We start from the raw sequence: 13755 nt of genomic DNA, 5'->3' as shown, positions 1-13755 counted from the left end.
AATAGGGAGCGAAACAGCGCTCAAGCGGGACGGACCGCGCAGCGCGCACGGGAAGACCGCATCGGCAACAACGGCAGGTTCCTGCTGAGGCGAACCACGGCACGGTTCACGCAAGGGCCCGCATGAAGCTGCAGCACCCGTTTCTCTTCAGACGAATGACAGCGCCGCGTTTGAAACGCGCCCGCCAAAGCAGACGGGGCGTGGTCACACAGCATTAAGCGTAGTTTAGGTTTACCCAGGAGTTTACCCATCAGCTACCACTTAATCCATATAGGCGAAGCGGTCGCAGAAAACCATACTGGGTTCACATTCCCGCGCGGCATCAAAGCTTCACCATTCATGTCCGGGTCGCAGTTCAGGCTCACCGCGCTTTTTAGCCTTACCTTTGACGGAGGTTTTCATGGGCGCAGTTCCGAGCCACGCATTCGTCCGCAATCTCGACGATGCCATCCTGCCCGACCTGTGGCGCCGGCGCACGCGGTTGTCCGCCGACGAAATGGTGTCGATGGTCGAACTGGTCAAACGCGCGTTGCGGACCTATCACCCGCTCGAGTTGCAGGCGCTCGGCGAGGACAAGGAGGAACTGGTCGCGCAGTTCATCTACGCGAAGGTGCTGCGCCTCGCGCCCGGCCACACCGAAACCGCTTCCTGCGCGGACAGCGCGCCGTCCAACGGCTACGCCGTGTGCGCGTATTTCCGCCGCTATCTGATCGACTGCCTGCGCAGCGCGTGCCATCAGCGCAACGTGTCGATGGAAAACGAAGGCATGGCGCAGGAGATCGATCTGCACGCGCAGGCGCTCGAAGACCCGGTGGAAAGCGTGCTGCTGCAATACGGCCTCGACGAACAACGCGTGCGGGCCGCCGCGCGCGCGTTTATCGAAAGTCTCGACGAGCCGGAGCGGATCGTGCTTGCGGGCAGCCTCGGCTGGTGCTCGGAAGGCAAAGGCGGGTTGTCGGCGGTCGCGGCTCAGCATCGGGTGCCCTCGTATCACTATCGCGCCATCAAACTCGGCGTCACGATGAAAAAGACGGCCGGTGCAGAAGAATTTTCGAATACCAAGATCGGGCGCTGGTTGACGGACGTGCTCGGCATCGCCATCGACATCGATAACCGCGCGGCGATTCTGCTTGCGCTGAACCTGCTGGCAGCGGAATCGAGCGATAGCGAACTCGATCAGGTCGCCGCCTGATCGACGCTGGCGGGCCGGGCCCGCACCGCCTACGATAAAAAAGCCGCCGCGGTATCCCGTCTTCCTTCCGAAGTACGGCTCCCCTTCCCCGCATTCATTCCACACGAGGTGGTTCTGATGAAGCGTTTATCGAGCGTCCCGACGGAACTGAAACGGCATTACGACGTGGTCGTGGTCGGCTCCGGTTACGGCGGCGCAATTGCCGCGAGCCGGATGGCGCGCGCGGGCCGCAGCGTCTGCGTGCTGGAGCGCGGACGCGAATTCATGGCGGGAGAATATCCGCGTACGCCGTTTCAGGGCACGGAAAACATTCAGTACAACACGGCACTGGCGCAAATCGGCTCGCCGCTGGCGTTGCTCGAAGTGCACGTGAACGAGGATGTGAATGCGGTGGTCGGCTGCGGGCTGGGCGGCACGTCGCTGATCAACGCGAACGTCGCGCTCGAAGCCGATCCGCGTCTGTGGGACGACCCGCGCTGGCCGGCCGCGCTGCGCAGCGATAAGGACGGTCGCGACCACGGCTATGCGCTAGCTCGCGCGATGCTCCAGCCGTCGCCCGTACCCGACGATTTTCCGCCGCTGCCGAAGTTGCAGGCGCTCGAAAAATCGGCGCAAGGATTAGGCATGGCGGACCGCTTCAGCCGTCCGCCGATCACCGTCACGTTCGAAGATCGCACCAACGCGGCGGGTGTCGCGCAGAAGGCGTGCGTCGGTTGCGGCGATTGCAACTCGGGTTGCAACTACGACGCGAAAAACTCGACGCACATGAACTACCTGCCCGACGCCGTCGCGCACGGTGCGGAGATTTTCACCGGCGCCGCCGTACATTCGGTGACGCGCGAGCCCGGCACGTCGCAGTGGAAAGTGAATTTCCAGCTGGTGCAACTCGGTCGCGAAAGCTACGACGCACCTGACCTGTTCGTCAGCGCCGATATTGTCATCGTGTCGGCGGGGACGATTGGTTCGAGCGCGTTGCTGTTGCGCTCGCGTAACGAAGGATTGACCACGTCGGACATGCTCGGCCGGCATTTCACAGGCAACGGCGACGTGCTCGCTTTCGCGTACAACACCAACGACGTGATCAACGGCGTCGGCTGGGGATCGCATGTCGAGGGCGACATTCCGACTGTCGGGCCGACCATCACCGGCCTGATCGACAACCGCAATACCGCCAACGTGAAAGACGGCTACGTGATCGAAGAAGGCTCGCTTGCGGGGGCGGTCGGCGTAGCGCTGGTCGGGCTGCTGGGCAATGCCGCGCCACTCGAAGGCGTGGATGTCGACGCGGGCGAGCGGCGCTCGATCCGCGAACGGCTCAACTACAACGCGCGCGTGGCAGAGAGCTTTCTGCGCGGCCCGTATCACGGCGCGCTCAACCACACGCAAAGCTATCTGGTGATGGCGCACGACGACGAAAGCGGCCAGATCAGCGTCGACGACAAAGGCCGCGCGCGTATCGCGTGGAAAAACGCGGGCAAGCAGCCGGTTTTCCAAACCATTGAGGACGTGCTCAAGCGGGCCACCGTACCGCTGGGCGGCAAATACCTGCGCAACCCTATCTCGACCGATATCGTCGGCAATCGCACCGTCACCGTGCATCCGCTCGGCGGCTGCGGCATGGGCGAGGATGCGGAACACGGCGTCGTCGATCACATGGGCCGCGTGTATAACGGCGCGGCTGGCACCACCGTACACGACGGCCTGTACGTAATGGACGGCGCGGTGATGCCGATGTCGCTCGGCGTCAACCCGCTGCTGACGATTTCCGCGCTGGCCGAACGCAATTGCGCACTGCTCGCCGCGTCGCACGGCTGGTCGATCGATTACACCGCGAAGGGCACTATCGCGCCGCCGCCTCCGCAAAAAATCGGCTTGCGCTTCACGGAGACGATGGTCGGCACCTACACGCCGGCGGTCGCGGGGCAAGCCGCCACCAGTCCGATGGAATTCACGTTGACGGTCGAATCCGACGATCTCGACGATATGCTAAGGAACCCGCAACATCTGGCGCACACGGCGGGAACGCTGACCTGTCCCGCACTTTCCGCTCAACCGATGACGATCGTCGACGGCACGTTCAATCTGTTCGTGGTCAACGAGTCGGATGTGGGCGAGCGCAACATGAATTACCGGATGACGCTGAATTCCGCCGAGGGAAAAGCGTGGTATCTGACCGGCCAGAAAATTATCACGCGCAGTTCGCCGATTAATTTGTGGGAGCAGACCAATACGCTCTACGCCGAGATCCGCGATTCGGCGCAACAGGATGCACCGGTTATCGGTAAAGCAACGCTTATCATCACGCCGGAAAACTTTCTCAAGCAGCAACGCACGCTCGAAGTGACCAACGCGCCCGATCTGAAAACCCGCCTCGAATGGACGCTGAAATTCGGCAGGTTTTTTGCAGGCGTATTGTTCGCCGAATATGGCGGCGTGGCCGCGCCGCTGGAGTTTTTCGACCCTGACGCGCCGCCGCGTCTGAAGCGCGCGTTACGCGCGCCCGCGCCGCAAATGTTCTTCTTCGATACACCGGACGGCACGAAGTTGCGCCTCACACGCTATGTCGATCCTGCAAAAAAAAACGCTCGCCCCGTGCTGCTGATTCATGGCTCCGGCGTATCGAGCCGAATGTATTCGACCGATCTGATCGCGACCAACCTCGTCGAATATCTTTGCGCAGCCGACTACGACGTGTGGCTGGTCGATCTACGCGTCAGCATCGAAATGCCTAGCGTGCTGGTGCCGACCAACGTCGACAAGGTGGCGCGCGAGGACATCCCCGCTGCGGTCGCCAGAATTCGCGAGGTGACCGGCGCGGCCGACATTCAGGCATTGGGCCATTGCATGGGCGGCGTCGCGTTGAGCATGTCGCTGCTGTATGGTCTCGAAGGCGTGCGCTCGGCGGTCATTTCGCAGGTATCGACCAACCTGGTGCCGGGCACGCTGCAGCGAATCAAGGCGGGCCTGCATATTCCCGGCATCATGAAACATCTCGGCGTGAACGATCTCACCGCGTACACGCAGGACGATTCGTGGCCCGCCAATCTGCTCGACGAAGCACTCAGGCTCTATCCGCTCGACCACGATGAAGGCTGCGGCAATCCGATCTGTCATCGCGCGACGTTTCTGTACGGGCTGCTCTACGAACACGAAAAACTGAACCAGACGCTTCATTCGAATCTGCAGGAATTGCTCGGCATACACGACGTCGAGGTCTTCCAGCATCTCGCGACGATGGTGCGCGCGGGCAAAGTAGTCGATGCAGAAGGCGACGATGTCTACCTGAGCGGCACCGGCGGCATGAAAGGACTCGAAGGTATGCGCATGCCGATCGGCTTCATTCACGGCGAAAGAAACGAAACGTATCTGCCAATCAGCACCGAATTGACGTTCAACATGCTGATGAAACAGTTCCCCGAACAGCCTTATGAACGCCACCTGATTCCGGGTTATGGACACCTCGACTGCATGTTCGGCAAGAACGCGTCCGTCGATGTCTATCCGCTGATCCGGCAGTATCTCGACGCGCATTGACGTGAAGCGGGCGTGCAATGCAGCGCGCCCGCTTCTCCGACAAGCAACCGATTGATAACCGGAGAACATCAATCGTTGCGAAGTTTGCACTTATCGTTCTACTGCATTCGCGCCACTATTCCAGCACACAAGCGTCCGCCGTTCAGCGTGGGCGCATGATCTGCTGGAGACAAACTGATGCCCCCGTCCGCCGCCGCATCTTCAGGCGCTTCGAAAAGCGCTGCCGTACTTCGCGTCACGGCCGGCAACTTCCTCGAACAGTTCGACTTCTTCCTGTTCGGCTTCTACGCGACGCAGATCGCCTCGGTCTTTTTCCCCGCAGCCAGCGACTTTGCGTCGCTGATGATGACCTTCGCGGCCTTTGGCGCGGGCTTCCTGATGCGTCCGCTCGGCGCGGTCATTCTCGGCGCCTATATCGACGACGTGGGCCGCCGCAAAGGCCTCATCGTCACGCTGACGATCATGGCGAGCGGCACGATCCTGATCGCGTTCGTCCCCGGCTATGCGAGCATCGGCATGCTGGCGCCGGCCCTCGTGCTGCTCGGCCGCTTGCTGCAAGGCTTCTCGGCCGGTGCGGAACTGGGCGGCGTGTCGGTCTATCTCGCGGAGATGGCGCCAGCCGGACGCAAGGGCTTCTTCACCAGTTGGCAGTCGGCAAGTCAGCAGGTGGCGATCGTCATCGCGGCGGGTCTCGGCTTCGCGCTGAACCGCTGGATGGACGCGAGCACGATCGCCGCATGGGGATGGCGCGTGCCGTTCTTCGTCGGCTGCATGATCGTGCCGTTCGTGTTTCTGCTGCGGCGCAACCTCGAAGAAACCGAGGAGTTCACGCAGCGCCGTCATCGTCCGTCGATGAAAGAAGTCTTTCAGACGCTCGTGCGCAACTGGACCGTCGTGGTCGCGGGCGTGATGCTGGTCTCGATGACCACCACCAGTTTCTATCTGATCACCGTGTACGCGCCGACCTTCGGCAAGACCGTGCTGCATCTGAGCACGGCGGACAGTCTGCTGGTCACGCTGTGCGTCGGCGTGTCGAACTTTATCTGGCTGCCTGTCGGCGGTGCACTGTCCGACAAAATCGGCCGCCGCCCGGTGCTGGTCTCAATGGCGATGCTCGCCATCGCCACCGCTTATCCCGCGCTGTCGCTGCTCGCGCATGCGCCGAGCTTCGTCAACATGTTGCTGGTTCTGCTGTGGCTGTCGTTCATGTATGGTTTGTATAACGGCGCGATGGTCGCGGCGCTGACCGAAGTGATGCCGGTCGAAGTGCGCGTCGCCGGATTCTCGTTGGCTTACAGTCTGGCGACAGCCGTGTTTGGCGGCTTCACTCCGGCCATCTCGACGGTGCTGATCCACGTCACCGGCGATAAGGCCGCGCCCGGCTACTGGATGAGTTTCGCCGCCGCCTGCGCGCTAATCGCGACTTTTGCACTGTACCGTCGAGGTCCGCTGACCATGCGCCCCGCGGCCTGAGTCGACGCGCTTTTATCCACTTCAGAAACAGACTGCCCTACCGATTCCAATGAAAAAATTCTTTCTGTCCATGTTGAGCGCCGGGCTGTTGAGTACCACTTTTGCCGCCGCGAGCGTACAGGCCGCCGAGCTTCACGTGATGAGTTCGGGGGGCTTCACCGCCGCGTACAAAACGCTCGGCCCGAAGTTCGCGGCATCGTCGGGCAATACGCTCGACACGATCCTCGGACCGTCGATGGGTCAATCGCCGGAAGCGATTCCGAATCGCCTCGAACGCGGCGAACCGGCAGACGTGGTCATCATGGTCGGCTACGCACTCGACGATCTGATCAAGCAAGGCAAGGTGATCCCCGGCTCGCGCGTCGAACTCGCGGATTCGCGCATCGGCATGGTCGTACGCGATGGTGCGCCGAAGCCGGACATCGGCTCGGTCGATGCACTGAAAACGACCTTGCTTCACGCGAAATCCGTTGCCTATTCCGACAGCGCCAGCGGCGTTTATATTCAGCGCGAGTTGTTCAAGCGACTCGGTATCGAAGACCAGTTGAAAGATAAAGCGAAGATGGTGCCGCGCATTCCGGTCGCGTCGGTCGTGGCCAATGGCGACTACGAAGTCGGATTCCAGCAGGTCAGCGAGTTGCTGCCTGTGAAGGGCGCGACCTTCGTCGGCAAGATTCCGGAGTCGCTGCAATCGGTCACGCGCTACGCAGCGGGTATTCCGGTTGGCTCGAAGCATCCGCAGGAGGCGAAGGCGCTGCTCGACTATCTCGCGTCGCCGGATGCGCAAGCTACCGTGAGGGCAACCGGCATGGACTCCGTCGCGACGCATTGAAAACGGCGTGTCGTTTCACACGGCCGCTTTTTTCTTCGTAGACGCACCGCGCCGCGCTTCGAGAATCGTTTGATGAAACTGCTGCGCGGCCGGTGCAAGCGGCCGCCCTCGCCGTTTCACGATGCCGACGCGCCGCGTCACGACTGGTTCGACCAGCGGTACGCTGGTAAGGATCGGATGATCGCGCATCGGCATCGCCATCGACGGCACCGCGGCGACACCCAGGCCCGCTTCGACCAGCCCGAGCATCGTCGTAACATGCCGCGTCTCGCACACGCTCGGTGCTTTCGGCGTCACTTCGGCCAGCGCCTGATCGAGCAGCAGACGGTTGCCCGACGTTTTGTCGACGGACACATAGTCGTATTCGTACATCTCGCGCCACGACACGCGCTTCTTTTTCGCCAGCGGATGATCGCGGCGGCACGCGGCCACGAACTTCTCCTGCAACAGCAGCTTGAACTCGACTTCCGATTCCTGGCTGCCCATGAAGCTCACGCCGAAATCGGCCTCTCCGCTGATCACCGCGCCCAGCACTTCGTTCGCGCTACCGTCGAGCAATTTCACGCGGATACGCGGATAGCTTTCGTGAAAGCTCGCGATCACACCAGGCAAAAAATAATAGGCAACCGAAGGGACACACGCGATCGTCACGTGACCGAGCCGGCTCGATGCGACATCGCGAATACCGAGCAACGCGACATCGAGATCGTCGAGCAACTGTTCGGCGCTGGGTGCGAACACGCGGCCCACCGTAGTGAGCGTCACGCTGCGTGTGGTGCGTTCGAAGAGCCGCACGCCGAGCGCGGCTTCGAGCTTGTCGATGCGACGGCTTAACGCCGGTTGCGAGATATTGACCGCGTCGGCGGCTTTGCGAAAACTGCCCAGTTCGACGACGGCGCGAAACGCCTGCAAATCGTTCAGGTCGAAATTGACGCCCACTGGTTGCCTCTGCGCGATGAGATGCGGCTATTTTGCATCATATCGGCAGGATGCCAGGCTCAGAACAGCTTGCCCGGATTCAGAATGCCGTGCGGGTCCAGCGCATGTTTGATCGCGGCCATCGCCGCCAATTCCGCCGGCGAGCGCGAGATCGGCAGGAACTCGCGCTTGAGCAAACCAATGCCGTGTTCCGCCGATACCGAACCGCGCAACGGCCCCAGCATCTCGTAGACGAACGCATAAACCGCATGATGATCGACATCGCGGATCGAATTTCCATCGACCGTGACGTGCAGATTCGAATCGCCGATATGCCCGAAGAAATACGACGCGTTGCCCGGCCAGCGTTGATCGAGCGCCGCACGGCAACGGTCGACGAAAGCGCCGATCTCGCCGATCGGCAAGCTCACGTCGAAATTGATCGCGTCGAGCCGCACCGGGAATTCAGCGGTGCATTCGCGAATCGCCCACAACCCGCGCACATCGGCGACCGATTGCGCGATCACCGCGTCGCGGATCGCGCCCGCGTCGAGCGCGTCGGTCAGCACGGCGGAGAAACGCTCGCCGTCGTCGGTTGAATCGAAGCTTGCGTGTTCGATCAGCGCATACAGCGGATGGGACTGCCCGAACGGCGAACGCGTGCCGGTCAGCTTCACGCCGATGTCGAAGAAATCCGGCCACATGATCTCAAACGCGCCGATGTCGTTGCCGAAACGTGTCGACAACCGGCGCAGCAGATTCACCGCGGTGTCGTAGTGATCGAGCGCGACGAGCGCGGTATGACGCGACGCTCTCTGCGGATGCAGACGCAACACCGCACGCGTGATCACGCCGAGCGTCCCTTCGGAACCGATGAACCAGTGCTTCAGGTCGTAGCCCGTATTGTTCTTGACCATCTTGCCGAGCGAGGTCAGCACGTCGCCGTTCGCGAGCACGACTTCGAGCCCGAGCACCTGGTCGCGCGCGGTGCCCGACTGGATCACGCGATTGCCGCCCGCGTTGGTCGCCAGATTGCCGCCGATCTGGCACGACCCGCGCGCGCCGAGATCGAGCGCGAGTTCGAAGCCCGCTTCGGCGGCGGCTTCCTGCGCGGCCTGCAACGTGGTGCCCGCGCGCACGGTGAGCGTGGCCGACGCGGTATCGATCTCCTCGACGCCGCTCAACCGCTCCAGCGACAACGCGATGTCCGACGCACGCGCAATCGCGCCGCCTGCGAGGCCGGTCATGCCGCCCTGCGGCACAACCGGTTGACGCGCCGCGTGACAGATCGCCAGCGCCCGCGCGACCTCACCAGTCGTGCGCGGCAGCAGCAGCGCAGCGGGACGCGTCGGATCGTGGCGCGTCCAGTCGGTCATTGCGCGATCGCCGATCTGGTCGCCGGTGCGCACCGAGTCGTCGCCGAGCGCGGCGCGCAGTGCATCGAGAGTCGAGGCTAGCGGCGCGATATCGCTTACCGTGCTGTGGTCCGTCATTCCGTCGTTCCTTCTACTGTTCCAGTCAGGCGCTGACAGCGCGTCAAACATTCCCCGCGAGATGGAACCGCGAAGCCGGATGCCACAACTGCACCGACGTCGCCACCTCGTCGCCCACCCACGTGCGCCGCCAGAGCTGCAAACACGGCTCACCGATTTCCATCATCAGATGCCGGCGCACATACGCGTCGGGCTTTTGCGCGTAGATGCGAAACTCGGCGCGCTGGATCGGCGCGAGCCGCACCATGTAGTGATTCGGCGTTTCGACGGTGAAGTCCTGCTGCAGATAGTCGGGGAACACCTTCGGATTGACGTAGCGATCCTCGTACTGGATAGGCTCGCCTTCCTCGAAGTGGACGATGCACGAGTGGAACACCGGGCCGCTTGCGAGCGCGAGCGAACTGAGCGCTTGCGGGTCGTCGCCTGGTTCGAGCTTCAGCACGCGCGCCGAATGACGATGACCGCGCGCGGCGATTTCGTCGGCGATATTGCGGATTTCGAGTACGGTCGATTCGTAACGCTGCGGCGCGACGAAAGTGCCGGAGCCTTGCACGCGCGTCACGACGCGCTCGGCGGTCAGTTCGCGCAGCGCGCGCGACACCGTCATGCGCGCCACGCCGAATTCCTTGACCAGTTCCATCTCGGACGGAATCAGACCACCCGGTTTCCAGTCGCCGTCGCTGATGCGTTTGATCACATAGCGCTTGATCTGCTCGTATGCGGGCATCGCTTTCGCCGGGCCTTCACGCGGACGATCGGCGTGGCTCGGCGCGTGCGCGGTCTGCAACGCGGCGTCCGTTGACGCAGCAGCTTCGATGGTTCGGGCGTTTGTAGTTGTATTCACTCCAACCTCGTGGATGGTACGCAAGCGGACACGGTAGTCCGCCCGTGGCCGCCAGGCTGGTGAGCCTCGTAGCCGGTTAGCCGGTCAGCCAGCGGATAAGCCCGCTCACCGGTCCTGCTTCATCACGCCAGGTGAGCGGCGGCCTGCCCGTCGTTGACCGCGACGTTCACGGTATTCACGGCCGGATCGAAATGGCCGGCGCCCGCCAGATGCGTGACGCTCGCCAGCACAACCCGCCGCGCGCCGTTCACCGGCGCCGCGGGCCGAGGCCCAATGTTACCCAGGTTCGGCAACGGTGGCGGCGCTTCGTCGGTGATCAGGCGAAACGCGACCCGCATGTCGTCGGCGAGAGGCCGGTCGTCGCGATACACCGGCAGCGCGCGCCGCACGCGTTGCCATAGGGTTTCGGTATGCGGCGCGCGCGGCGCGGCGCCGCTTTGCAGGTCGTACGCCTGCGCCGCCGCCAGCAATTCGATCGCGACGATGCGTGCGGCGTTGTCGACGATTTCCAGCGCTTTCAGCGCGGCGGGCGTCGCGTGACACAGATGATCTTCCTGCAGGCCCGACGTGATGCCGCCGTCGAGGCTCGCCGGCATCGCGAGCCGCCGGTTCTGCGCGACCAGCGAGGCCGCCGTGTACTGCGCGATCATGAAGCCGGAGTTGGTGCCGCCCGGCTCCGCGAGAAACGCCGGCAGGCCGCTGACCAGCGGATTGACGAGACGGTCGAGCCGCCGCTCGGCCATCGCGGCGACCTGCGCAATCGCGGTGCCGAGGCTGTCCATCGCGAGCGCGATCGATGCACCCACCGCATGTGCCTGCGAGTAGACGCGCGGCGCGTCCGGCGTACCGGCGACAACCGGGTTGTCGGTAATCGACGCCAGTTCGCGGTTGACCACGTCGGCGGTCGCGTCGAGCACGTCACGCGCGGCGCCGTGCACATGCGGGATGGTCCGCATGCTCAGCGGGTCCTGCGTGCGCTGCCCGACCACCGCCGCGAGAATGCCGCTGCCCGCTAGGCTCGCGCGCATCCGTTCGCCGACCCGGTTCAGCCCCGCCGACACCCGTAACGCCAGCGATTCTTCGTCGAACGCCGCCATCTGGCCATGCAGATTCTCGAAGCTCATCGCGGCGACCATGTCGGTCCAGTCGAGCAGACGTTCGGCACGTGCCAGCGCGAGCGCGGCCAGCCCCGTCACGCAAGGCGTGCCGTTGATCAGGCTCAAGCCCTCTTTCGCTTCGAGCACGAGCGGTTCGCGGCCGAGCCGCCGCAACGCGTCGCGTCCGCTGAGCCGTTCGCCGCGATAGCACGCGTGCCCTTCGCCGATACAGACCAGCGCGATATGCGCCATATGGCTCAGATAGCCGACCGAGCCGAATGCGGGCACTTCGGGCACGCAATCGGCGTTCAGCAGCGCGACCAGTTGCTGCACGACGTCGAGCCGGATACCGGAATGGCCGTGCGCGAAATTGTTCACGGCGGCGGCCATGATCGCGCGGGTCTCGGCGGCACCGAGCGGCGCACCGACGCCCACCGCGTGGCTCATCAGGATATTGCGCGACAGCGTGCGCTGTTCCGCGGGCGACACGATCACGTCGCACAACGCGCCGACGCCGGTGTTCACGCCATACGCGCGAATCCCGCGCTCGACGATCTGCTCGACCAGCACGCGCGCCGCCGCGATACGCGCGCGGGCGTCGGCGGACAGTTCGAGCGGTTCTCCTGCCGCCACGGCGGCCACCTCGGTCCAGTCGAGCGGAAGTTCGGAACGGATCACGGCCATATCGATGTTTTATTGGTTAGCGGATTCAGTGTGTCGTACGGTCCTGATGGCTCGATACGAATTGCCGGAAACGTTCCGACTTGCAATCGACGAATACTTCGTCGGGCGTGCCGTCGGCCTCCACCTGGCCTTGATGCAAAAACATCACGCGATTCGATACGTGCCGCGCAAAACCCATTTCGTGCGTGACGACCAGCATCGTGCGGCCCTCTTCGGCGAGCGAGCGCATCACGCGCAGCACTTCGCCGACCAGTTCAGGATCGAGCGCCGACGTGGGTTCGTCGAACAGCATCACTTTCGGATGCATCGCCAACGCGCGTGCAATCGCCACCCGTTGTTGCTGACCGCCGGACAGATGCGCCGGATAGTGGCCGCGTTTGTCCGCGAGACCGACTTTGGCGAGCAACGCCTCGGCTTCCTCGATCGACTCCGCGCGGCTTCGCTTCAACACGCGCATCGGCCCTTCGATCAGGTTTTCGAGCACCGTCATATGCGACCAGAGATTGAAGTTCTGGAACACCATGCCGAGTTGCGAGCGCACCCGATCCACCTGACGGCGGTCGCTCGGTTGCAGCTTGCCGTCGCTGCGGCGCTTCATTTTCAGCTCTTCGCCGGCAAGCGCGACCGAACCGTCATCGGGCGTTTCCAGCAGATTCAGACAGCGCAGAAACGTGCTCTTGCCCGAGCCGCTCGCGCCGAGAATCGAGATCACGTCGCCCTGATGCGCGTCGAGCGAAATGCCTTTCAGCACGTGATGCTCGCCGAACGATTTGTGTATGTTCCTGACCGACAGTGCAACGGGCGCCGTAGCGTTCATGGGAAATTCTCCAGGTTCATGCGGATGGCCGGCCACGCGAGACTCGGCGCATCAATCCAGTTAATCGTTAGGGAGTTGCGGCACAGGTACGCGGCGCAAACAGGCAGTCACGCTCAGGTCGTCGCGGACACCACGCGCACCGGCTCGGGCCGCGCCGGCGCAGCCCGCAGATGACGCGACAGACGCCTTTCCAGCAACCCCAGCGCGCGCACGATCACGAAGTTCAGCGCAAGATAGATCAGCGCGGCGCAGGTGAACACTTCGGTCGTGCGATAGGTTTGCTGGATGATCTGCTGCGCGACCCCGGTCACTTCCCACACGGTGACGAGACTCGCAAGCGCGGTCGATTTGACCAGCAGCACGGCTTCCGTCGAATACGCGGGCAGGCATTGACGCAACGCGATCGGACCGATCACACGACGCAGCAGCGCGAAACCCGACAGCCCGATCGAATAACCGGCCTCGATCTGTCCGACCGGCACGGCCATCAAACCGCCGCGAATGATTTCGGCGGTATATCCCGCCGTGCACAACGCAAGCGATAAAACCGCGCACATGTACGGCTCGCGCAATACCGGCCACAGAAAGCTCTCGCGAATCACGCCGAACTGACCCATGCCGTAATACACGAGGAACATCTGGATCAGCAGCGGCGAGCCGCGAAACACGAGGATATAAGCGCGCGCGAAACGGTTCGGCAGCCAGCACGGCGAGACCCGCATCGTGACGATCACGAGCGAGAGCAGACCGCCGAGTACCAGCGAACTGAAGAACAGTCCGAGCGTGGTCGGCACGGCCGCGAGCAGTTGCTTCAGCGTGTCGAGCAGAAAGTCGATGTCGATATGCATGATGCGTGTCCGTTTTTCGGTAG

General features: G+C 63.2%; 10 protein-coding genes. 4 read left to right on the top strand and 6 right to left on the bottom strand.

The window, feature by feature from the left end; all coding sequences use genetic code 11:
- Nucleotides 1–400 precede the first annotated feature (400 nt).
- From BLS41_RS20365 to BLS41_RS20350, 4 genes are all read left to right on the top strand, one after another.
- Nucleotides 401–1192 (top strand): hypothetical protein, encoded by a 792-nt coding sequence (locus BLS41_RS20365; RefSeq protein WP_074768082.1) that lies wholly within the window; start codon nt 401–403, stop codon nt 1190–1192.
- Nucleotides 1193–1309: 117 nt separating this feature from the next.
- The gene (locus tag BLS41_RS20360) at nt 1310–4726 is read left to right on the top strand and encodes an alpha/beta fold hydrolase (protein ID WP_074768080.1); all 3417 of its coding nucleotides are present in this window, start codon (nt 1310–1312) and stop codon (nt 4724–4726) included.
- Nucleotides 4727–4903: 177 nt separating this feature from the next.
- Nucleotides 4904–6199 carry an MFS transporter gene (locus tag BLS41_RS20355; protein ID WP_074768078.1) on the top strand — a complete coding sequence of 432 codons (1296 nt, stop codon included), beginning with the start codon at nt 4904–4906 and terminating at the stop codon, nt 6197–6199.
- A gap of 49 nt (nt 6200–6248) precedes the next feature.
- Nucleotides 6249–7031 carry a substrate-binding domain-containing protein gene (locus BLS41_RS20350; protein WP_074768076.1) on the top strand — a complete coding sequence of 261 codons (783 nt, stop codon included), beginning with the start codon at nt 6249–6251 and terminating at the stop codon, nt 7029–7031.
- Between the two features lie 15 nt (nt 7032–7046).
- Here BLS41_RS20350 and BLS41_RS20345 read toward each other — a convergent pair whose 3' ends face one another.
- The 6 genes from BLS41_RS20345 to BLS41_RS20320 form a co-directional block, all read right to left on the bottom strand.
- Complete coding sequence (locus BLS41_RS20345) at nt 7047–7970, bottom strand: LysR family transcriptional regulator (RefSeq protein WP_074768074.1); 924 nt, start codon at nt 7968–7970, stop codon at nt 7047–7049.
- 59 nt (nt 7971–8029) lie between these two features.
- Nucleotides 8030–9442 (bottom strand): FAD-binding oxidoreductase, encoded by a 1413-nt coding sequence (locus BLS41_RS20340; RefSeq protein ID WP_074768072.1) that lies wholly within the window; start codon nt 9440–9442, stop codon nt 8030–8032.
- Between the two features lie 43 nt (nt 9443–9485).
- Nucleotides 9486–10286, bottom strand: coding sequence for a histidine utilization repressor (hutC, locus tag BLS41_RS20335; RefSeq protein WP_429253309.1), 801 nt, complete (start codon nt 10284–10286; stop codon nt 9486–9488).
- A gap of 122 nt (nt 10287–10408) precedes the next feature.
- A complete protein-coding gene (locus tag BLS41_RS20330; protein WP_074768070.1) occupies nt 10409–12067 on the bottom strand; it encodes an HAL/PAL/TAL family ammonia-lyase in 1659 nt (552 codons plus the stop codon).
- Nucleotides 12068–12092: 25 nt separating this feature from the next.
- Entirely contained in the window at nt 12093–12884 is a 792-nt protein-coding gene (locus tag BLS41_RS20325) for an ABC transporter ATP-binding protein (RefSeq protein WP_074768068.1), read from the bottom strand.
- A gap of 113 nt (nt 12885–12997) precedes the next feature.
- The gene (locus tag BLS41_RS20320; protein WP_074768066.1) at nt 12998–13732 is read right to left on the bottom strand and encodes an ABC transporter permease; all 735 of its coding nucleotides are present in this window, start codon (nt 13730–13732) and stop codon (nt 12998–13000) included.
- Nucleotides 13733–13755 lie beyond the last annotated feature (23 nt).

Origin of the sequence: Paraburkholderia fungorum, assembly GCF_900099835.1 — a bacterium.
Lineage (GTDB): Bacteria > Pseudomonadota > Gammaproteobacteria > Burkholderiales > Burkholderiaceae > Paraburkholderia > Paraburkholderia fungorum_A.
Note: the sequence above shows the minus strand (reverse complement) of the source record. Positions and strands in the feature narration are given on the sequence as shown.